13 protein-coding genes and 3 rRNA genes are annotated in these 22142 nt (G+C 48.8%); 3 read left to right on the plus strand and 13 right to left on the minus strand.

Annotated elements, in window-relative coordinates; all coding sequences use genetic code 11:
- Positions 1–37: 37 nt before the first annotated feature.
- From K0H59_RS15940 to K0H59_RS15960, 5 genes are all read right to left on the minus strand, one after another.
- Entirely contained in the window at positions 38–655 is a 618-nt protein-coding gene (locus K0H59_RS15940) for a hypothetical protein (RefSeq protein ID WP_011626978.1), read from the minus strand.
- A 156-nt stretch (positions 656–811) separates the two neighbouring features.
- The gene (locus tag K0H59_RS15945; RefSeq protein WP_220053671.1) at positions 812–1273 is read right to left on the minus strand and encodes a hypothetical protein; all 462 of its coding nucleotides are present in this window, start codon (positions 1271–1273) and stop codon (positions 812–814) included.
- Positions 1273–2922, minus strand: coding sequence for a glutamate--cysteine ligase (gene gshA, locus K0H59_RS15950; RefSeq protein ID WP_220053672.1), 1650 nt, complete (start codon positions 2920–2922; stop codon positions 1273–1275). The genes K0H59_RS15945 and gshA overlap by 1 nt, the downstream gene beginning before the upstream one ends.
- A gap of 183 nt (positions 2923–3105) precedes the next feature.
- On the minus strand, positions 3106–5955 hold the full coding sequence (locus K0H59_RS15955) for a pitrilysin family protein (protein ID WP_220053673.1): 2850 nt from the start codon (positions 5953–5955) through the stop codon (positions 3106–3108).
- 141 nt (positions 5956–6096) lie between these two features.
- The gene (locus K0H59_RS15960; RefSeq protein WP_220053674.1) at positions 6097–6522 is read right to left on the minus strand and encodes a YqaA family protein; all 426 of its coding nucleotides are present in this window, start codon (positions 6520–6522) and stop codon (positions 6097–6099) included.
- Positions 6523–6808: 286 nt separating this feature from the next.
- On the opposite strand from K0H59_RS15960, the gene K0H59_RS15965 reads away from it, so the two are divergent.
- Together K0H59_RS15965 and K0H59_RS15970 are read left to right on the plus strand one after the other, a co-directional pair.
- Positions 6809–8062, plus strand: a complete 1254-nt coding sequence (locus K0H59_RS15965) for a dicarboxylate/amino acid:cation symporter (RefSeq protein WP_220053675.1) — start codon at positions 6809–6811, stop codon at positions 8060–8062.
- Positions 8063–8223: 161 nt separating this feature from the next.
- Positions 8224–8391 carry a hypothetical protein gene (locus K0H59_RS15970; protein WP_011623730.1) on the plus strand — a complete coding sequence of 56 codons (168 nt, stop codon included), beginning with the start codon at positions 8224–8226 and terminating at the stop codon, positions 8389–8391.
- A 49-nt stretch (positions 8392–8440) separates the two neighbouring features.
- Here K0H59_RS15970 and K0H59_RS15975 read toward each other — a convergent pair whose 3' ends face one another.
- From K0H59_RS15975 to pssA, 7 genes are all read right to left on the minus strand, one after another.
- Positions 8441–9571 carry a sodium ion-translocating decarboxylase subunit beta gene (locus tag K0H59_RS15975; protein ID WP_220053676.1) on the minus strand — a complete coding sequence of 377 codons (1131 nt, stop codon included), beginning with the start codon at positions 9569–9571 and terminating at the stop codon, positions 8441–8443.
- An 8-nt stretch (positions 9572–9579) separates the two neighbouring features.
- Positions 9580–11415, minus strand: coding sequence for a sodium-extruding oxaloacetate decarboxylase subunit alpha (oadA, locus tag K0H59_RS15980; protein ID WP_220053677.1), 1836 nt, complete (start codon positions 11413–11415; stop codon positions 9580–9582).
- 11 nt (positions 11416–11426) lie between these two features.
- On the minus strand, positions 11427–11639 hold the full coding sequence (locus K0H59_RS15985; protein WP_374897028.1) for an OadG family protein: 213 nt from the start codon (positions 11637–11639) through the stop codon (positions 11427–11429).
- Between the two features lie 637 nt (positions 11640–12276).
- Positions 12277–12392: ribosomal RNA gene (rrf, locus tag K0H59_RS15990) — 5S ribosomal RNA — on the minus strand.
- Between the two features lie 130 nt (positions 12393–12522).
- Positions 12523–15415, minus strand: a 23S ribosomal RNA gene (locus tag K0H59_RS15995).
- A gap of 309 nt (positions 15416–15724) precedes the next feature.
- Positions 15725–17267: ribosomal RNA gene (locus K0H59_RS16000) — 16S ribosomal RNA — on the minus strand.
- Together the 16S, 23S and 5S rRNA genes form the textbook arrangement of a ribosomal RNA operon.
- Positions 17268–17970: 703 nt before the next feature.
- Positions 17971–18789, minus strand: a complete 819-nt coding sequence (gene pssA / locus K0H59_RS16005; RefSeq protein ID WP_088210387.1) for a CDP-diacylglycerol--serine O-phosphatidyltransferase — start codon at positions 18787–18789, stop codon at positions 17971–17973.
- A gap of 91 nt (positions 18790–18880) precedes the next feature.
- Between pssA and K0H59_RS16010 the strand changes: the two genes are divergently transcribed.
- Complete coding sequence (locus K0H59_RS16010; protein ID WP_088210386.1) at positions 18881–19345, plus strand: DUF4124 domain-containing protein; 465 nt, start codon at positions 18881–18883, stop codon at positions 19343–19345.
- A gap of 183 nt (positions 19346–19528) precedes the next feature.
- Here K0H59_RS16010 and clpB read toward each other — a convergent pair whose 3' ends face one another.
- Complete coding sequence (gene clpB / locus K0H59_RS16015; RefSeq protein WP_088210385.1) at positions 19529–22102, minus strand: ATP-dependent chaperone ClpB; 2574 nt, start codon at positions 22100–22102, stop codon at positions 19529–19531.
- Between the last annotated feature and the right edge of the window lie 40 nt (positions 22103–22142).

Genomic DNA, 22142 nt, shown 5'->3' on the forward strand with positions numbered 1-22142 from the left:
TTATCAACCATAAGCTCCTGAACGCATAAATCTATTACTAGCCGAAGAATAAGCGCCACAGCCAAGAAGAATCTAAATCCTCCTGACAAGTTTTATACTGGGCCGCATAGCGCTTAGCCCTGTCATCCACCTTAGCCGCGACTTTCACCAGCCACGCCTTAGACTTATAAGTCCCGCGGCGATAGCCTCCCCAGCCTTCGTGATAATTGAGGTATTGCGCCCTCGCATCCCACTTGGAAACGCCATTGATCTTATTGGTCTTGTAAATAAACCAGCCCATAAAATCCATGGCATCATCAAAATTACTCCGCGAAGACCAACTGTTTCCCGTCTCGCGAACATAATCATCCCAGGTCATGGTTTTGGCCTGCGCATAGCCATAGGCATCACTGGCGCGACCGATGGGAATAAACCCTAAAAAGTACTCCATTGGCGGCGCAGCATTATGCTTGAAGGAGCTTTCTTGATACATCATCGCCAGTGGTACATGCACAGGCACGCCCCATTTATCACGGGTGTCCTTAGCGGCTTCGTACCATGAACGATGCTCTTGAAAAATATCGCAAAGGTTATCGGGAGATTTAGGCGGAGACGTGGCGCAGCCAGAGAGAAAACCTATGGATGCACATAACAGAGTTGTCGAAAGCCATTTCATTAATCGCTTGTTCTCCCAAGAAATAAAACTGGCCCATCATCGCACAGTCATAGGGTGAGGCAAAGCGCCAATCCTGTTTTTGGCGCTAAGATCACCTTAGCGCCTATTATCAGGCCAAACTCATTAACAGAAATGACAATCCATTGTTAAATCGGACTATTTTGTTTCAGGGCTGAGATCAAACTGGCATTCATGGTTTTCTTGCTGCCACACGCCGGGCTCCCAATAGTTGGTATCTTTACCCATATAGCGCTTATCCGTGTGGAATAAGGCGCCAATATGGTAACGCTGATGCCCTTCCACCATTAACTTAAAGGTTTTAGGAGTACGCGCACTGAGGGAAACCCCAAGGGAAGGATCATCAATCAGCTCGGCGACAGTGAACTCATATTCCCCCGGCGCCAATTGATAATTAGGTTTAGACACAACAGGCTTACCATTGAGATGGGTCACTACTACGCGATACCAATGGGTGCTGGCATCGGGCTGTAAATACCCGGACACAGTGCCGCAACTTAAGTCATCTTCAGGCGAAGAGGCACAACCAGACAACAATGCTGTCAGCCCAAGTAGACTGGCGGCCAGTGTAAGTTTGTGCCCGGTAAAATAGTGACTCATTAGGATGAAGTCCCGAAATAGTCCGTCAGATAATCATCAAAGGATACCGCACTTTGCGCCGCTTCGATGTCCGCTTGCTTGTTAAGCGATGCTTGCGCCTCAGCTTGATAATCGCTGACAACCTCGGCTGACAAGGGGTAATCCATAAAGTATTGGTGATATTGCTGCGCCAGTGACATCACCCATTGTCCATGATCTTGGCCGTTAGTGATTAATTGTTGGATGACTTGCCCTGACAAGGTCTTTTGTGGGTCATTCACGGCTTCGCGCCAATGGGCTAAGGCTGCTTGGTATTCCTGTTTATCACCATCGAGTAATTTGGCCAATGCATCCAAATGCTCAAACAGATCCAAAAGCCACGTTTGCAGTGAGCGTGTACCTGTCTCGGTTAATAACTCGAGCCCAGGCTTGCGGCCTTCAAGCACGACGGATTTTAAGTTAGCACTTAAACGGGCTTCTTCTGCCGCATCGCACTTAGGCGACTCGGTTAGTAAGCAATAGAGTAAGAACAAGTCGAGGAAACGCACTTGGTTCTCTTCAATCCCAATCGGGCTGAAAGGGTTTACATCTAATGCACGCACCTCAATATATTCAACCCCCGCACGGGCAAGGGCTTCAGAGGGCTTCTCACCGCTTTTGGTGACGCGCTTAGCGCGGATAGGCGAGTAAAATTCGTTTTCAATTTGCAGCACATTGGCATTGAGCTGGCGATATTCACCATCCACCTTCACGCCGATATTGGCAAAGTTGGCCGATGGCATCTTAATCGCGGCTCTCACCCCTGCTAGATACTCGGGCAGGGAGTTATAGCTGATGTTGAGATCTTCCTGCTCTTTATTGGTGTAACCCAGATCGCTCATCCGCAGCGAAGTCGCATAGGGTAGATACAGGGTGCCACGGCCCGATTTTTCAAAGCGTAAATCGGTCTTCTGCCCTTTGATAAACGAGCTACATAGTGCAGGTGACGCCCCAAACAGGTAAGGTAACACCCAGACTAAACGGCGGTAATTGCGAATGAGGCCAAAGTAAGATTCGGAGATAAAATCCTCAAAGCTCACGCTTTTATCACTCAGCTCATAGAGGCTTTGCCACAATTCTTGCGATACCGAGAAGTTAAAATGCACCCCGGAGATGATCTGCATCAGGGCGCCATAACGGTAGGTTAAGCCCTTGCGATACAAGGTTTTCATCTTACCCGTGTTCGAAGTGCCATAACGGGCGACCGGAATATTCTGCTCATCCTTCACGTAACATGGCATGCTCACTGGCCACAGGCGCTGACCATGCAAATGACGCACGCTAAAGGCATGGGTCTCGGTGAGTCCTTGCAATAGGGGGCCAACTTGATTGTTTACTGGGGTGATAAATTCAAGCAGTGCTTCACTGTAATCTGTCGTAATACGCGAATGCGTTAATGCAGAGCCAAGCTCTAATGGATGACCATCTAACGCAAGGTAGCCTGACTCGTCGATACGCAGCGCTTCACGCTCAATTCCACGTAACATGCCAAGGAGTGCGGCACGCCCTTGAGCGTCCGAGAAATGTTGTACTAATTCATTGAATGGCTTCAATTTGCGCTTCTCTGATTGGTGATTCGCTATCGCGACAAGGTTAACAGTCAGACCTTTATTTTGAGGCTTATCTTTCAAAATACGCCTCAAAATAAATCTAAACCTGTCCGTGGGGCAAGCCTAATTACATTCTTCTGCGATAAAACGCAGACGGTGACAGCTAATGCTGTCACCGTCTTACTCGTTAATACTTTAGACTGGCAGCGAGGTTGTGCTGCACAATTAGCTTGTCTGCAATTTATATTGGGTCGAAAAGCTAATTTACAATACTAAAGTTTCAATTGGATAGCCTAAAGTTGCTAAATCTGCTTCAATTTTAGCCTTATCCCCGACAACTAAGATGATCATTTTCGAGATATCTAGCTCGGAAGCCGCGAGGGCATTGAGTTCATCTTTTGTTACAGTATTTATAATTTTGTCCTGCTCGGTAGTAAAATCTTGGCTCAGCTGGTAACGCTGGATCATCCGCATAAAGCCGGCCTTCTGATAAGGCGTCTCATAATCCAATGCTTGCCCTTGGGAAACCGAGTTACGCATAAAGCCTAGCTCAGTGTCTGTCATCCCATTCTGCTGATAGGCTTTGATCTCTTTGATAAATTCATTTACCGCCTTGGCCGTCACATCGGTGCGCACATCACTCGAGGCCACAAAATCACCGACTTCGACGCCACCGGTGAATGAGCTGCGAGCCCCATAGGTATACCCCTTGTTCTCACGTAAGTTGAGGTTAATACGGCTATTGAAGGCGCCACCGAGCGGGTAGTTCATCAGGTAAGATTTAAAATAATTACCTGTTGCATCATAGGGTAAGGCACGTTTCGCAATGTTAATCACCGACTGAGCGGCGCCCGGTTTATCGATAAGATAGATAGTCCCGCCCTTCAGTGCTGGGAATGACTTGAGTGGCGGCAATGTACTCGCCTCCCCTTGCCATTGACTCAATCCCGCGAGCTTAGGTAGCAATGCACTTTCAGGGAGATTCGCTACCGTAATGATCTTAGCGTTTGCCCCACGGTACTGTTCGGCGTAAAACGCCTTCACATCCGCAAGTGTCAGCGCAGCAACGGAATCTAAGGTTCCCGCATCGCTAACGCCTTGAGCGTTATTCTTACCATAGAGCAAGCTATACAGCGCAGATTTGGCGACATAGCCAGGATCTGACTGCATATGCTGAATTTGCTGCAACTGTTGCTGCTTCACCCGCGCAAAGTCGGCCTCGTTAAACGCAGGCTGGAACAGCTTTTCTTCTAAAATGGCTAAGGTTTCATCCAAGTGCTCGGTAAGCGCCGACACCTTAATCATGCTCTGGGTTTCGGAGGCACTAAAGTCCACCGTACTGCCGAGCATCTCAAGCGCCTGCGACAACTGCTCGGTTGAGCGCTTTTGCGTCGACTCATTCAGCATCTCAGCGGTTAAGCTTGCCAGGCCCGCCTTTTCAACGGGCACGAATCTGTGTCCGCCGTTAAGATAAATCACTAACTCCACAGTCGGGGTTTCGCTGCTTTGAGTGCCCATCACTTCGATGCCACTGGCTAACTTAGTGGTCCAAATCGTCGGGACTTTTAGCACGGGCGCTGCGCCCGAGGCAGGCATTTTGGAGCGGTCGAAACTTGACACTAACTTAGCGGCGGGTAAATCCCCCTCTACAGCCGTATCCGCCACAGGCAAGGTTTGAGGGGTGAAGTTATCCGGATGAGCGACTAAAGCCGTCATTCCCTGTGGCACAACACTCATCACCACCATGGGCTTGTCTTTGATGTACTTTTTAAATACCCGCATCACATCGTCTTTAGTCACATTGGCGTAGCGCGCAAGGTCTACTGCAATCTTATTTGGCTCACCAAACATGGTCTGATTCAAGGCAAGCATAGACACTTTGCCCTTTACGCTCTGCAGGCCAAAAATGGTATCGGCCTCAAACTGCACTTTCACTTTTTGCAGGTCATCATCAGTCACACCGCGCTGCTCAAACTCATTAATCGAGTCGAGAATACGCTGCTCAAGTTCGGCTAAGGTCGCGCCTTTTTGCGGATTGGCTAAGGCATAAATCGACATCTGACAGGCTAACTCTTGGCAGGGTTGGCTCACGCTTGCCTGCACGGCATAACCGTCCTTAACCAAGTTTTTGTAAACGAGTGAGGTTTTACCGCCACCGAGGATATTGGCTAATAAATCCAGCGCGGCTTCATCGGGATGGCTGGCATACACAGTCGGAAAGCCGATGCGGATCAGCGGTAGATGCACGTTATCTTCCATCGAGATATAACGCGTCTTATCGAGCGTAACTAAGGTCTTAGGCTCTGGCTGAACCTCGGGGCCACGGGGGATTTCGCCAAAGTATTTGTTTACCCAGGCTAAGGCTTGCAGCTCATCAAAATCGCCGCCAATCGTTAGCGTAGCGTTATTCGGGCCGTACCAGCGCTGGAAAAAGTGTTTCACATCATCCACTGTGGCGCGGTTAAGATCCTCTGGCCAACCGATCACAGGCCAAGAATAGGGATGACCGACTGGGAACATCGCCTGGTTAAAGCGCTCGCTCATTCGGCCATAGGGTTGATTATCAATGCGTTGAGCACGCTCATTTTTCACTGTCTCGCGCTGTACTTCAAACTTTTCGCTGGTTAGCGCCGGCAACAAAAAGCCCATACGGTCAGACTCGAGCCAGAGCATTTTTTCGAGCTGGTTGCTAGGGACTGTCTCAAAGTAGTTGGTTCTATCGGTATTGGTTGAGCCATTCAGCGTGCCTCCCGCCTCGGTCACCACCTCAAAATGTTGCTCATCGGCGACGTGCTCAGAGCCCTGGAACATCATATGTTCGAATAAATGGGCGAAGCCTGAACGGCCTGCAAGTTCTCTGGCCGAGCCGACGTGATAAGTCACATCGACATGCACTAAGGGATCGGAATGATCTTGATGCAAAATAACCGTTAGCCCATTGGCAAGCTGATATTTTTTAAAGGGAATACCGACTTCAGAGTCCTTCAGTTGCACATTTTCAATTAACTTTACGCCCGCGGGTAATTGAGTTGAGGTTTGGCTGGCACAACCTGCAAGTGCGGCGGAAATCGCGACCGCTAATATCCATTTTTTCAAAGTATTCCCCTTATACATCAATAGGCTAAAAAGTTAGCCCCTGTAGAATGCTCGGTATCAATAATGTGTTCTGACTCATTAAGCCCTTCAAAGTTCCAAGTAATACAAGGACTTCCTTTGCAGCCTTATCATCCTTTAACCGAACAACGAGTGTAAAAACTAACTAAACCAATGCAATGTGGCGGCCGCCACAATAAGGTAACGCAGGGTTTTGCCGATCAAAATCATCACTAATGCGGGGAACGCCCGAAGCTTTAACCACCCCGCCAATAAACATAATAGATCGCCAATCACTGGCGCCCACGACAACAATAACGACCAAACACCGTAACGCTCAATAAGAGCTAAGGCTTTGGCATGCTTTCCCTCACTTAGGGCCTCGGGGGACTTTGCAAACCGGCCAATGCGCCCTAGATAAAAACTTGTCATAGCCCCTAAGGTATTGCCCACACTGGCCACCACCACTAATGCGGCCCAAGCTTGCGGCGCTTTATTCAGCAACGCAATCAGTAAAACTTCTGATCCTCCCGGTAACAAGGTCGCGGCTAAAAAAGCCCCAGAAAACATCATGCTTAATTCAGACATAAAAGCTTACTCTATGAAATTACAGCTCTTTCACGCTATCAAACAGTGAACTACCACAGCGTTAAAAGGATGTAGCGACTAACCATTTCACAACAAACTCATTTATCACAATAAGTTATAAGAAAATCGGTTTGTTATAACCCTATCACAGCCGATACAATGCCTTTAATGGCAAAAATGTCCTGTACCTGACTCGTCGCTTGGTATAAGTTCACTCACTTCAAGTGGATACTCATACTAGCATCTCAGGTCCATGGGCTTGTAATGATATATTTTTGGAAAACGCATGATCCTTCAAACCATTAGCCGCATTCCTTTTTGGCAAAAAGTCCTCGCTGGCTTTATTTTAGGTGCGCTCGTTGGCGTACTTTTAGGCGAAACCGCCACTGTACTTAAACCGCTTGGTGATTTGTTTATCAGCGCCATTAAGATGCTGGTTGCACCACTGGTCTTCTGTGCGATTGTGGTCAGTATCACCTCGCTCGGCTCTCAAACGAATCTCAAACGCTTAAGTCTTAAGACCTTAGGCATGTTTATGCTGACTGGCACTGTTGCTTCACTGATTGGTTTAGCCGTTGGGTCGCTTATCGATATGGGCGGCACAATGCAACTGGCCACCACGGAAGTGCGTGAGCGCAATATTCCAGGCTTTGCGCAGGTGCTGCTCGATATGATCCCAGTCAATCCCTTTGCCTCACTGGCGGATGGAAAAGTACTGCAGATCATTGTATTTGCCGCATTAGTCGGGATCGCCATCAACAAGGTTGGCGAGAAAGCCGAACCACTAAAACGCACCATCGAAGCGGGAGCAGAAGTCATGTTCCAACTGACACGCATGGTGCTCAAACTCACCCCAATTGGCGTATTTGGTTTAATGGCTTGGGTGGTCGGTGAATATGGTTTATCAACCCTATTACCTCTAGGTAAATTTATTGCCGCCATCTATATTGCCGCCCTTATCCATATGATTTTTGTCTACGGCGGACTGGTTAAATTTGCCGCGGGCTTAAGCCCTGTGCAATTTTTCCGTAAGGCCATGCCTGCGCAATTAGTGGCTTTTAGTACCTCTTCAAGTTTCGGCACTCTGCCCGCCAGTACCAGAGCGGTTGAAACCATGGGTGTTTCAAAGCGTTATAGCGCCTTCGTTATGCCGCTCGGCGCCACCATGAACATGGATGGCTGTGGTGGTATTTACCCTGCAATTGCCGCGATTTTTATCGCTCAAATTTACGGTATTCCACTCGACACTTTAGATTATGTGATGATTGCCGTTACAGCCACTGTGGCCTCAGTCGGTACAGCAGGCGTGCCAGGCAGCGCTATGGTGATGTTAACCGTTACTTTAGGTGTGATTGGTTTGCCCCTAGAAGGTATCGCCTTTATTGCCGCCATCGACCGTATTATCGATATGATCCGCACCGCGACCAACGTCACAGGCGATATGATGACCGCCGTGGTGATTGGTAAATCTGAGAATGAGCTTGATGTTGAGCAGTTCTACAGCAATGAGGCTCAAACGGCTGCGATTGCCGATAATTAATCTCTCACGATAAATCATTAAAGATTTATCCAATAAAAAAGACCGCATAGATGCGGTCTTTTTTATTATCCGTATTTCACTTATTGCGAATAAAACATCCATGACTTTCGGCTAAACAAGCTGTTAAACTCTTCACTTATTGACTAAAAGTAGAATGAAACATGACTAAACTGTTTTTATTCCCGCTTATCCTTTGCTTGCTGTGGATACTGTTTTTAAAAGCCAATGGTTTACCGCTGGCGCAAGGAAAACGTGGCTTCATCTACATAATAGCCATCAGCGGCACGGTGATTTTGCTGCTTATGCTGCTCCTGTGGTTAACGGCTTAAAAGCCTATTGGTTCACAATAGGCTTTGCTCTAGCCTCCAAATTCGCAGCTTAGCCAAGCACAGCCAGTAAAATCCCCGCCGCCACCGCAGAGCCTAATACCCCAGCAACGTTTGGCCCCATGGCGTGCATCAGCAAAAAGTTATGGTGATTAGCCTCTAACCCCACCTTATTCACCACCCTTGCCGCCATTGGCACTGCCGATACGCCCGCCGCGCCAATTAACGGGTTAACCTTACCGCCAGTTAATTTGCACATCAGTTTTGCCATCAACACCCCAGCAGCGGTACCAATCCCGAACGCCAACGCGCCCAGAACCAAGATCCCTAAGGTTTCGACGCGCAAGAATTGCTCCGCAGAAAGTTTAGAACCGACGGCCAAACCTAAGAAAATGGTGACGATATTAATCAGCTCGTTTTGCGCCGTTTTCGATAATCTATCTACCACACCCGACTCACGCATTAGATTGCCAAGGCAAAACATGCCAACCAGAGGGGTCGCTGCGGGTAAGAATAAAATCGTTAAGCCCAATACCATCAGCGGGAAAATGATCTTCTCCTTCTTACTCACCTCCCTGAGCTGCTCCATCTTTATCTCACGCTCGGCTTGAGTCGTGAGTAAGCGCATGATCGGCGGCTGGATAATTGGCACCAGCGCCATATAGGAATAGGCCGCCACAGCAATCGCTCCCAGTAACTCAGGTGCAAGCTTAGAGGCAAGGAAAATCGCCGTTGGTCCATCCGCGCCACCGATAATGGCAATGGCTGCGGCGTCCTGCATGGTAAATTCAAAGCCTGGCACCAGATTCAGCGCTATCGCCCCAATTAGGGTTGCGAAAATCCCAAACTGCGCCGCTGCGCCGAGTAGCAAGGTCTTTGGATTGGCAATCAGCGCACTAAAATCTGTCAGTGCTCCGACCCCCATAAAGATCAGCAGTGGAAACACCCCGGTTTCAATCCCAACATGGTAGGCGTAATACAGCATACCGCCCTCATCGGTGAAACCCGCGTTGGGAATATTTGCCAGTACGGCGCCAAAACCAATGGGTAACAGCAGTAGAGGCTCAAAGCCACGCATTATCGCAAGGTATAACAGCAAGGCGCCTACAGCCATCATCAAGGCTTGCCCTGCAGTAAAATGGGCTATGCCCGTTTCGGCCCAGAAAGCCAGTAAACCATCCATAACGACTCCTAGGCTAAGGCCAATAATTGAGAACCCACTGCAACCGAATCCCCTTCTTTCACAAAGAGATGAGTAATAATGCCATCCCCCTGCGCGCGGATTTCGGTTTCCATTTTCATGGCCTCTAGGATGATAACGACATCGCCGGCGCACACCTTGTCACCAATGCCAACATGCACTTTGAAGATATTGCCCGATAGGGGCGCACTCATCTTAAGTTTCACTTCACTGGTTTGAGGTACTGACGCAGCACTCGACTGAGAAGGATTAGCTTGACCAAGCTGCTGTGCTGCTTGCCCTTGAGCTTGGATTTGACTGATTTCGCCACCCTCGGCGACTTCAACCACATAAGTTTGCCCCTCAACCGTGACGGTATAGGTTTCGGCCTCTCGCGGCGTAGCAGGTGATACTGGCGCAAGTTCAGGTTTTGGCTCAAAGGCGGTTGGATCGTGACGGTGCTTTAAAAACTGTAAGCCAATCTGCGGGAAGAGCGCGTAGATGAGTAAATCATCGTCCAGAGACTTTTCATTACTCTCAGAGACGAGACTAATACCCTGCTCCTGCGCCTTTGATAATAACTCCGCACGCAGTTTGTCCAACTCTGGTGCGAGTAAATCCGCAGGACGGCAGGTTATCGCCGCCGCGCCGTTTAGCACTCTGGCCTGCAACTCGGGATTAACCGGGGCTGGAGTGGCGCCATATTCGCCCCTTAACACGCCTTCAGTCTCTTTCGTCAACGATTGATATCTTTGCCCCATCAGTACGTTGATAACCGCCTGTGAGCCAACAATTTGCGAGGTTGGGGTAACCAAAGGCAGAAAACCTAAATCCTGACGTACCCTAGGGATCTCCTCCAGCACAGCATCGAGCTTATCGGCCGCGCCTTGTTCTTTGAGCTGACTCTCCATATTCGTCAACATGCCACCGGGCACTTGAGCACGAAGAATGCGCGAATCAATGCCCTTTAATGCTCCTTCAAACTTGACGTACTTTTTCCGCACCTCACGGAAATAAGCGGCAATATCTTCAAGTAAGGCAAGCTCATAATGAGTTTCACGCTCAGTCTCCGCCACCATGGCAACCACAGTTTCAGTTGCCGTATGACCATAGGTTTGGCTCATGGAAGAAATCGCGGTATCGAGCACATCGATTCCCGCCTCTATCGCCTTTTGATAAGTCGCAGTACTCAAGCCAGTGGTGGCGTGGCAGTGCAATGAAAGCATAAGTTGAGTTTGTGATTTTAACCGACTGATAAGCTCAAAGGCTTCCATCGGCTTGAGTAGGCCCGCCATATCTTTAATGCACAGCGAATGGCAGCCCATGTCCTCGAGACGCTTTGCCATATCGACCCATGTATTAACCGTATGAACAGGGCTCGTCGTATAGGAAATTGTGCCCTGCGCGTGCCCACCGACATCACGCACCGCCTTTACCGCCATCTCAAGGTTACGCACATCATTCATCGCATCAAAGATACGGAACACATCGACACCATTGGCATGGGCACGTTCGACAAAACGTGTCACTAAATCATCGGCATAATGGCGATAACCTAATAGATTTTGTCCGCGCAGTAACATTTGCTGAGGTGTATTGGGCATTAACTTTTTCAGTTCGCGGATCCTATCCCAAGGGTCCTCACCCAAATAACGGATACAGGCATCGAAGGTCGCTCCGCCCCAAGACTCGAGCGACCAAAATCCAACTTTATCAAGCAGAGGTGCAATCGGAAGCATGTCATCGATGCGTAAGCGAGTCGCTAAAATAGATTGATGTGCATCCCTCAAGACGACATCGGTCAACTGTAATGGCTTAGACGCCACAATCGAATTTACCCGGTTCATATGGCGCTCCATTATTTAGCCTGAGAACGATACTGCTGGACGGCTAAGCTGATCGCAGCCACCAATTTAGGATCTAAGATGTTTGCAGCTCCGGTTGAGCTAGCATCATTCACCTTTAACAGCTCAGCTACTTTGGGCTCTTCACGGCACCACTTAGCAACCAGATGTACACCTAATATCAATACACTTAAAAATAAATAGACCAGCCCCATGCCCAATAACATGATGCCAACAGCATCTAAAAGCTGTTGTGTTAGCTCCCCTTTCACGTCAGTACCTCCTCCAGCTTCTCAACCCACATCAAGTATTAAATTTACAACTACACAACATCTCCATTGATAGCAAACTCAATCGCTGAATGTAAATTGGTAAGACCAATTCACATAAGATCAGCAACAAGTGTCTGAGGGATCCTTAGTGAACGAGCGATAAAATGAATATTCGTTAATGAAACAGTAAAGCAGAGATTTTTGTTGAGGAGTGAGGACGGGATAAAGATACGAGCCAAGATACAACTAAAAGCAAACGGGCTGACAATAAGGCTCAAAATCTCCCTTAAACGAGCATACAAAAAGTACGAGCTTTGAATTTAACGATTAGTCCTATAAGAACAAAAATCACAGGAACCTCAATATGGTACGCTACAGTATTTGGACTAAGAAGCCATTTAAAGGAATGATGCTAAAGGTTAGAGAATACAGAAAACGGAGTAATAAGTCGTTCTCTATTAACATTGCATGTGAGGCGGTAATTAAAGAAATCAGTAATTAGAGAAGTATTTTGAGGAATGGAATGTTGAAATGGCAAACGCCAAAAACAAAAAAGCCAGCTTATTCAGCTGGCTTTATTGTTTAATTAGGCGCTTGGCGATGACCTACTCTCACATGGGGAGACCCCACACTACCATCGGCGCGATTGCGTTTCACTTCTGAGTTCGGGATGGGATCAGGTGGGACCACAATGCTATTGTCACCAAGCAAATTTGTTATTTACTACCAGTCTTATCTCATGCAGGCAGTAAATTAAATTCGGAAAGCTGGTTTGAGTTGCACTTCTTAAGTGTTTGTATTCAAGCTAAGTACTCTTAGCAAAACCCATCTGGGTTGTATGGTTAAGCCTCTCGAGTCATTAGTATCAGTTAGCTCAACGCCTCACAACGCTTACACACCTGACCTATCAACGTCCTAGTCTCGAACGGCTCTTTAGTGGACTTATAGTCCAAGGGATGACTCATCTTGGGGCTCGCTTCCCGCTTAGATGCTTTCAGCGGTTATCGATTCCGAACATAGCTACCGGGCAATGCCATTGGCATGACAACCCGAACACCAGCGGTTCGTTCACTCCGGTCCTCTCGTACTAGGAGCAACTCCCCTCAATCATCCAACGCCCACGGCAGATAGGGACCGAACTGTCTCACGACGTTCTGAACCCAGCTCGCGTACCACTTTAAATGGCGAACAGCCATACCCTTGGGACCGACTTCAGCCCCAGGATGTGATGAGCCGACATCGAGGTGCCAAACACCGCCGTCGATATGAACTCTTGGGCGGTATCAGCCTGTTATCCCCGGAGTACCTTTTATCCGTTGAGCGATGGCCCTTCCATTCAGAACCACCGGATCACTATGACCTACTTTCGTACCTGCTCGACGTGTCTGTCTCGCAGTTAAGCTGGCTTATGCCATTGCACTAACCGTACGATGTCCGACCGTACTTAGCCAACCTTCGTGCTCCTCCGTTACTCTTTGGGAGGAGACCGCCCCAGTCAAACTACCCACCAGGCACTGTCCTTAACCCCGATTAGGGGCCCAAGTTAGAACATCAACACTACAAGGGTGGTATTTCAAGGACGACTCCATCAGAACTAGCGTTCCAACTTCAAAGTCTCCCACCTATCCTACACATGTAGGGTCAATGTTCAGTGCCAAGCTATAGTAAAGGTTCACGGGGTCTTTCCGTCTAGCCGCGGGTATACGGCATCTTCACCGCAATTTCAACTTCACTGAGTCTCGGCTGGAGACAGCGTGGCCATCATTACGCCATTCGTGCAGGTCGGAACTTACCCGACAAGGAATTTCGCTACCTTAGGACCGTTATAGTTACGGCCGCCGTTTACCGGGGCTTCGATCATGAGCTTCTCTTGCGATAACCCAATCAATTAACCTTCCGGCACCGGGCAGGCGTCACACCGTATACGTCATCTTGCGATTTTGCACAGTGCTGTGTTTTTGATAAACAGTTGCAGCCACCTGGTATCTGCGACTGCCGTCAGCTTAGGGAGCAAGTCCCATCACCAACAGCAGCGTACCTTCTCCCGAAGTTACGGTACCATTTTGCCTAGTTCCTTCAGCCGAGTTCTCTCAAGCGCCTTGGTATTCTCTACCCGACCACCTGTGTCGGTTTGGGGTACGATTCCCGCTAACCTGAAGCTTAGAAGATTTTCCTGGAAGCATGGCATCAACTACTTCATCCCCTTGGGGACTCGTCATCAGCTCTCAGTGTATAGTGACCCGGATTTGCCTAAGTCACCCACCTACCACCTTAAACGCGGACTACCAACGCCGCGCTAGCCTAGCCTTCTCCGTCTCTCCATCGCAGTTAGCGGAAGTACAGAAATATTAATCTGTTTCCCATCGACTACGCCTTTCGGCCTCGCCTTAGGGGTCGACTCACCCTGCCCCGATTAACGTTGGACAGGAACCCTTGGTCTTTCGGCGAGGGGGTTTTTCACCCCCTTTATCGTTACTCATGTCAGCATTCGCACTTCTGATACCTCCAGCGTGGGTTACCCCTTCACCTTCAACGGCTTACAGAACGCTCCTCTACCGCGCAACCCTAAAGGATTGCACCCGTAGCTTCGGTGGTATGTTTAGCCCCGTTACATCTTCCGCGCAGGCCGACTCGACTAGTGAGCTATTACGCTTTCTTTAAATGATGGCTGCTTCTAAGCCAACATCCTAGCTGTCTAAGCCTTCCCACATCGTTTCCCACTTAACATACACTTTGGGACCTTAGCTGACGGTCTGGGTTGTTTCCCTTTTGACGACGGACGTTAGCACCCGCCGTCTGTCTCCCGGATAGCACTCTTTGGTATTCGGAGTTTGCAAAGGGTTGGTAAGTCGGGATGACCCCCTAGCCTTAACAGTGCTCTACCCCCAAAGGTGTTCGTCCGAGGCGCTACCTAAATAGCTTTCGAGGAGAACCAGATATCTCCCGGTTTGATTGGCCTTTCACCCCCAGCCACAAGTCATCCGCTAATTTTTCAACATTAGTCGGTTCGGTCCTCCAGTTGATGTTACTCAACCTTCAACCTGCCCATGGCTAGATCACCGGGTTTCGGGTCTACGCCTTGCAACTAAACGCGCAGTTAACACTCGGTTTCCCTACGGCTCCGCTATTCGCTTAACCTCGCTACAAAACGTAAGTCGCTGACCCATTATACAAAAGGTACGCAGTCACGGTCTCAAGAACCGCTCCCACTGCTTGTACGTATACGGTTTCAGGTTCTATTTCACTCCCCTCACAGGGGTTCTTTTCGCCTTTCCCTCACGGTACTGGTTCACTATCGGTCAGTCAGGAGTATTTAGCCTTGGAGGATGGTCCCCCCATATTCAAACAGGATATCACGTGTCCCGCCTTACTCGTTTTCATCAAAGGTTAGTTTTCGTGTACGGGGCTATCACCCTGTGCCGCTGGACTTTCCAGACCATTCCACTAACACCCCTCTGACTTAAGGGCTAATCCCCGTTCGCTCGCCGCTACTAGGGGAATCTCGGTTGATTTCTTTTCCTAAGGGTACTTAGATGTTTCAGTTCCCCTCGTTTGCCTCGCAACGCTATGTATTCACGTTACGATAACAGCTTATGCTGCTGGGTTCCCCCATTCGGACATCGTTAGCTCAAATGCTTGTTACTAGCTCGCCAACGCTTTTCGCAAGTTACTACGTCCTTCATCGCCTCTGACTGCCAAGGCATCCACCGTATACGCTTAGTCGCTTAACCATACAACCCAAATGAGTTTCACTCACCTAGGTCGTTGCGACCAGCTGGTTTTACTTGTCTCATTTCCGACCAAGGAAATGGACTCGCCTTAGACTTGAATATTCAAGACACTTAAAAAGTGTTTTAAGAACTCAATTTTTTCGTATTAACACAACGACAGACATCATTGCATTAATTACTATCAGCTTTCCAAATTGTTAAAGAACAATGCTTACCGGCAAGCGGTGCATTTCGCTCTCCCTCCTCTTTCGAGAAGTTCAACAAGCCATCTGTGTGAACACTCAACAAACATCGAGTTAGTCGTATAGGTAAGGAGGTGATCCAGCCCCAGGTTCCCCTAGGGCTACCTTGTTACGACTTCACCCCAGTCATGAACCACAAAGTGGTGAGCGCCCTCCCGAAGGTTAAGCTACCCACTTCTTTTGCAGCCCACTCCCATGGTGTGACGGGCGGTGTGTACAAGGCCCGGGAACGTATTCACCGTGGCATTCTGATCCACGATTACTAGCGATTCCGACTTCATGGAGTCGAGTTGCAGACTCCAATCCGGACTACGACGAGCTTTGTGAGATTAGCTCCACCTCGCGGCTTTGCAACCCTCTGTACTCGCCATTGTAGCACGTGTGTAGCCCTACTCGTAAGGGCCATGATGACTTGACGTCGTCCCCACCTTCCTCCGGTTTATCACCGGCAGTCTCCCTAGAGTTCCCGCCATTACGCGCTGGCAAATAAGGATAGGGGTTGCGCTCGTTGCGGGACTTAACCCAACATTTCACAACACGAGCTGACGACAGCCATGCAGCACCTGTCTCAGAGTTCCCGAAGGCACTAAGCTATCTCTAGCGAATTCTCTGGATGTCAAGAGTAGGTAAGGTTCTTCGCGTTGCATCGAATTAAACCACATGCTCCACCGCTTGTGCGGGCCCCCGTCAATTCATTTGAGTTTTAACCTTGCGGCCGTACTCCCCAGGCGGTCTACTTAATGCGTTAGCTTGAGAGCCCAGTGTTCAAGACACCAAACTCCGAGTAGACATCGTTTACGGCGTGGACTACCAGGGTATCTAATCCTGTTTGCTCCCCACGCTTTCGTGCCTGAGCGTCAGTCTTTGTCCAGGGGGCCGCCTTCGCCACCGGTATTCCTCCAGATCTCTACGCATTTCACCGCTACACCTGGAATTCTACCCCCCTCTACAAGACTCTAGTTTGCCAGTTCGAAATGCAATTCCCAGGTTGAGCCCGGGGCTTTCACATCTCGCTTAACAAACCGCCTGCGCACGCTTTACGCCCAGTAATTCCGATTAACGCTTGGACCCTCCGTATTACCGCGGCTGCTGGCACGGAGTTAGCCGGTCCTTCTTCTGTAGGTAACGTCACAGCTGCAAGGTATTAACTTACAACCTTTCCTCCCTACTGAAAGTGCTTTACAACCCGAAGGCCTTCTTCACACACGCGGCATGGCTGCATCAGGGTTTCCCCCATTGTGCAATATTCCCCACTGCTGCCTCCCGTAGGAGTCTGGGCCGTGTCTCAGTCCCAGTGTGGCTGATCATCCTCTCAGAACAGCTAGGGATCGTCGCCTTGGTGAGCCATTACCTCACCAACTAGCTAATCCCACCTAGGTTCATCCAATCGCGGAAGGCCCGAAGGTCCCCTCCTTTCCCCCGTAGGGCGTATGCGGTATTAGCAGTCGTTTCCAACTGTTATCCCCCACGACTGGGCAGATCCCTAGGCATTACTCACCCGTCCGCCGCTCGCCACCTCAGGAGTAAACTCCCTTGTGCTGCCGCTCGACTTGCATGTGTTAGGCCTGCCGCCAGCGTTCAATCTGAGCCATGATCAAACTCTTCAATTAAAAGTTTTGTGAACCCTAAGGTTCGGCTCAATGAATTCTGATTTGTCGTTTCAACCCGAAAGTCAAAACAAACTGTACATATTGCTATGAACACTCATTCATTGATTTAAATTTTGATTACTCGCCAAACGGCAGAGTAATTTCGATTAACTCAACACCTGTGAGTGTCCACACAGATTTCTTGTTTAGATTGTTAAAGAGCATTTGACCTCAGCTTTCGCGTTACCGCTCAGCGGGTCAGGGCTGCGTATTCTACGCATCTCCCGTGTCGCGTCAAGGCGTTTTTGCAAACTTCTTGAGGCTTTCGAATCAACTGCACATTTTGCATCCGATTCGAACTGATACCGCGTTCGCTTTCGCTGTCTGCCGTGTCAGTGGATGCGCATTATAGGCAGCAGAACTTTTTGCGCAAGGGCTTTTTTAACAAATTACGTTAAGTGAGCAAATAACCAGCAAAACAGCGAATATCGGATAAATATGCTGCAATCTTTGTCACTCGGGTTGATAAGTTTGGCATACGCGGCATGGGTGTGCAGGGAATTCTATAGACTGAATAGCCTTAAGAAAGGACGCTTTAAAACTTTTGCATATATAGATGTATATATGTCGGATGAGGAAAACGGTTCAAGAGTAACGAATAGCGACTCTTGAACCGTAGAACTAACTCATGGAATGCAAGCTTGTGAATGTAGGAACTGTCAGCCTAAGGCTTATCCGCAGAATTTGTCGAACTCTTGGGGCCCTCACCCGCCTCCTGTTCCTTTTCATGCTCTCCATCGCCCACAATGTGTGCCACTTTTAGTTTTCTCACGGTACGAATAGTGATCACTGGCCCAGAGATGGCGTAGAGGTAAAAACCAATACAGAGAATTAATGCTGGTTGCACCGACACCACCACAAACACGCCAACCACAAATAAGATAGCAATGAAATTCACTTTGCCGCGCCAGTCAATTTCCTTAAATGAGTGATAACGGAAATTACTCACCATTAATAATCCTGTAATAGCCGTAATCAATCCGGCTATCCAACTGATATTCTTACCATCAAGGCTATATTGATTGCCAAGCCAAATGCTACCTGCAATAACTGCCGCAGCCGCAGGACTCGCTAAGCCTTGAAAATAACGTTTATCTGCCACGCCTACCTGAGTATTAAAACGAGCAAGCCTTAATGCAGCGCCCGCACAATAGATAAATGCTGCAAGCCAACCAACCTTACCTAAATCCGCAAGCGCCCAATTATAGGCGAGCAACGCAGGCGCCATACCAAAGGACACCATGTCCGCCATGCTGTCATATTCGGCACCAAAGTCACTTTGCGTATTCGTTAACCTTGCCACTCTGCCGTCTAAGCCATCGCAAATCATGGCCACAAAAATCGCAATCGCCGCCGCTTCAAAGTTAGCATTCATAGAGGCAATCACAGCATAGAAACCGGAAAACAAGCCTGCAGTGGTGAATAAATTTGGCAGTAAATAGATACCTTTATTCTTTACTGTTTGATTCGAAGAATTTTGCATACACTTATAAAGCTATGAGCTGAAATGGAAGTAGGCTTCAAGATAGCATATTTTACTATCATGTCGATGGTGACCCTTAGGGATGATTTTTATGTTAAGAAAAGCCAAGGTTAGCGCAATGTTTCTGCGGATTGCATGCTTAATGCTGCTCACTCAGCCCGTATTAGCTGGGGTGATTTACACTTGGGTTGATGAGAATGGTGTCACCCATTACAGTCAACAACCACCGGAGCAGGAGCAATCTAAAACGCAGCAACTTTATAGCGAAGATATCGAGCCAGGTAAGATTGGCTATATCGCTCCCGTTAAAAAAGATGCCCCCCCTGAAATGTCCGAGTCCGAAAAGTCGGCGGCGTTAATTAAAGAGAAAGACGCTAAGCAAGCCGAAGCGATTTGTGAAAATGCTAAACATAATTTAGATGTGTTAACGACTCATACCAAACTTACCCGTCAAGCAGACGGTAATAAAGAACCTGTCGCGATGACAGAAGAAGAACGCCAAGCGGCAATTAGCGAGAATCAGCAGCGGATAAAACTGTTTTGCGATAAGAAATAGCGTTCTGCGTTTGTTATAGGATCGACTGAAGCCTTAATAGCAACGCCACGCTATTGCTAGCCACTCTTTTAGTGGTTAGCGAACACTTTATCAGTAGCATATAGATATAAAAAAACCGAAGTCTAAGACTTCGGTTTTTTGTTTAGGTTAAGCAGCATTTAGCACGGTAACCATCCGTGCAAATTATTGCTCGAATACCAACTCACCACCTGCGCAACTGACCTTGATAGGTTTGCCGGGCAGTAAATCGCCACGCAGTAATTTTTGCGCTAATGGGTTTTCCATCTCTTGCTGCAAGGCACGTTTCAGCGGTCTTGCGCCATAAACTGGGTCGAAACCAATTTCGGCGATTAACGATAATGCCTCGTCGGTGATCTCCAGCGTATAGTCTTTCTCTGCCAAACGCTTACGCAATGAAGCAATTTGGATAGAAGCAATATGCTTGATATTTTCCGCATCCAAGGGATGGAATACCACAGACTCGTCGATCCGGTTTAAGAACTCGGGTCTAAAGCTATGGGTGACCACATTCATCACCGCGCTCTTCATTTCGCTATAACTTAGGTGACCAAATCCTTCTTGGATAATGTCAGATCCTAAGTTTGAGGTCATGATGATCACCGTATTTCTAAAGTCGACGGTTCGACCTTGGCCATCGGTTAAGCGGCCATCATCCAACACCTGCAGCAAAATGTTGAACACGTCTGGGTGAGCCTTTTCCACCTCATCGAGCAATATCACCGAATAAGGTTTACGGCGCACCGCTTCAGTTAAGTAGCCGCCCTCTTCATAGCCGACATAGCCAGGAGGCGCCCCAACTAAGCGTGAAACAGCGTGTTTCTCCATAAACTCAGACATGTCGATGCGCACTAAGGCCGATTCCGTATCGAAGAGGAACTTAGCCAATGACTTACACAGCTCAGTTTTACCCACACCGGTTGGTCCTAAGAACAGGAACGAACCAATAGGACGATTCGGATCGGCAAGCCCTGCGCGGCTACGGCGAATCGCATTGGCGACCGCATCCACGGCTTCGTTTTGGCCAATCACCCGCTCATGCAGTGCCACTTCCATTTGCAGTAGCTTTTCACGCTCGCCTTCAAGCATCTTAGAAACCGGAATCCCCGTCGCCTTTGATAGCACTTCGGCGATTTCTAAGTCAGTGACTTTATTGCGTAGCAGCGTCATGTCCTGCATTTCGGCTTGCGATGCTAAGTCCAGTTGCTTTTCAAGCTCTGGAATACGGCCATATTGCAGCTCGGACATACGGGTTAGATCGCCCGCGCGGCGTGCCACTTCTAAATCCATCCGAGCTTGTTCGAGGTCAGCTTTAATATGCTGAGTCCCCGCTAGCGCCGCTTTTTCGGTGCGCCAGATTTCATTAAGCTCCGACGCCTTAGCCTCAACCTCATGTAACTCGACGCGTAAATGGTCGAGTCGACGGCGGCTCGCCTCATCGTTTTCTTTGGCTAATGCCTGCTCTTCCAGTTTCAACTGGATAGCACGGCGCTCCAATCTGTCGAGGGATTCGGGCTTAGAGTCCATCTGCATACGGATACTCGATGCCGCCTCGTCAATCAAGTCGATCGCTTTATCGGGTAATTTACGGTCCGACACATAACGGTGCGACATAGTGGCCGCCGCGACAATCGCCGGATCGGTAATTTCCACATGGTGATGCAGCTCGTAACGCTCTTTGAGACCACGCAAAATCGCGATGGTATCTTCAACGCTAGGCTCATCCACTAGTACTTTTTGGAAGCGGCGCTCAAGGGCGGCATCCTTTTCAATATATTGACGATATTCATCGAGAGTGGTCGCGCCCACACAGTGAAGATCGCCACGGGCCAGCGCAGGCTTTAGCATATTGCCCGCATCCATGGCGCCATCGCCTTTACCCGCGCCCACCATAGTGTGCAACTCGTCGATAAAGAGGATCACTTGGCCTTCTTCCTGCGCCAGCTCGTTAAGCACAGCTTTTAAACGCTCTTCAAACTCACCACGGTATTTAGCACCCGCAATCAGTGCGCCCATGTCTAAGGATAAAACGCGTTTATTTTTAATTCCTTCAGGCACTTCACCGTTCACAATACGCTGAGCGAGACCTTCAACAATCGCGGTTTTACCCACACCAGGCTCACCAATCAACACAGGGTTGTTTTTACTACGACGTTGCAGCACTTGAATGGTGCGGCGGATCTCATCGTCACGGCCAATCACAGGGTCGAGTTTGCCCTGCTCGGCACGCTCGGTGAGATCGACAGTAAACTTTTTCAGCGCTTGGCGTTGGTCTTCCGCGTTAGGATCATCCACATTCTGACCACCGCGCACTTGCTCAATGGTTTGCTCCAGCAGCTCTTTGGTGGCGCCGGATTTCTTTAAGCATTGTGCTAAGGCATCGCTGCCTTCGAGTGCAGCTAAGACAAACAACTCACTGGATATATATTTGTCTTTGCGCTTTTGCGCCAACTTGTCGCACAGGTTTAATAAGCGAATTAAACCTTGGGATAATTGCACATCGCCGCCAGTGCCTTCGACTTGTGGCAGACGTTCAAGCTCTTGGCTCAAGAGCGAGCGCAGCGCACTCACCCGAATGCCAGCTTGGGTTAATAAAGGATGGATAGAACCAGAATCCTGATTCAGCAGCGCCATCATCAAATGTAACGGTTCGATAAACTGATGATCACGCCCGAGCGCGAGCGACTGGGCATCTGAGATGGCAAGCTGAAATTTATTGGTCATACGATCGAGTCGCATACAGCCTCCTAAAACTCACAAATGAGGTATAACATTTTGT

It is taken from the genome of Shewanella sp. FJAT-51649, assembly GCF_019457435.1.
Classification (GTDB): domain Bacteria; phylum Pseudomonadota; class Gammaproteobacteria; order Enterobacterales; family Shewanellaceae; genus Shewanella; species Shewanella mangrovisoli.

Excerpts from the sequence above, each read along its gene's own strand:
- K0H59_RS15940 (WP_011626978.1), bottom strand. The coding sequence starts at position 655 with ATGAAATGGCTTTCGACAACTCTGTTATGTGCATCCATAGGTTTTCTC.
- K0H59_RS15945 (WP_220053671.1), bottom strand. The coding sequence starts at position 1,273 with ATGAGTCACTATTTTACCGGGCACAAACTTACACTGGCCGCCAGTCTA.
- K0H59_RS15955 (WP_220053673.1), bottom strand. The coding sequence starts at position 5,955 with ATGTATAAGGGGAATACTTTGAAAAAATGGATATTAGCGGTCGCGATT.
- K0H59_RS15960 (WP_220053674.1), bottom strand. The coding sequence starts at position 6,522 with ATGTCTGAATTAAGCATGATGTTTTCTGGGGCTTTTTTAGCCGCGACC.
- K0H59_RS15965 (WP_220053675.1), top strand. The coding sequence starts at position 6,809 with ATGATCCTTCAAACCATTAGCCGCATTCCTTTTTGGCAAAAAGTCCTC.
- K0H59_RS15970 (WP_011623730.1), top strand. The coding sequence starts at position 8,224 with ATGACTAAACTGTTTTTATTCCCGCTTATCCTTTGCTTGCTGTGGATA.
- K0H59_RS15975 (WP_220053676.1), bottom strand. The coding sequence starts at position 9,571 with ATGGATGGTTTACTGGCTTTCTGGGCCGAAACGGGCATAGCCCATTTT.
- oadA (WP_220053677.1), bottom strand. The coding sequence starts at position 11,415 with ATGAACCGGGTAAATTCGATTGTGGCGTCTAAGCCATTACAGTTGACC.
- K0H59_RS15985 (WP_374897028.1), bottom strand. The coding sequence starts at position 11,639 with ATGTTATTGGGCATGGGGCTGGTCTATTTATTTTTAAGTGTATTGATA.
- pssA (WP_088210387.1), bottom strand. The coding sequence starts at position 18,789 with ATGCAAAATTCTTCGAATCAAACAGTAAAGAATAAAGGTATCTATTTA.
- K0H59_RS16010 (WP_088210386.1), top strand. The coding sequence starts at position 18,881 with ATGTTAAGAAAAGCCAAGGTTAGCGCAATGTTTCTGCGGATTGCATGC.
- clpB (WP_088210385.1), bottom strand. The coding sequence starts at position 22,102 with ATGCGACTCGATCGTATGACCAATAAATTTCAGCTTGCCATCTCAGAT.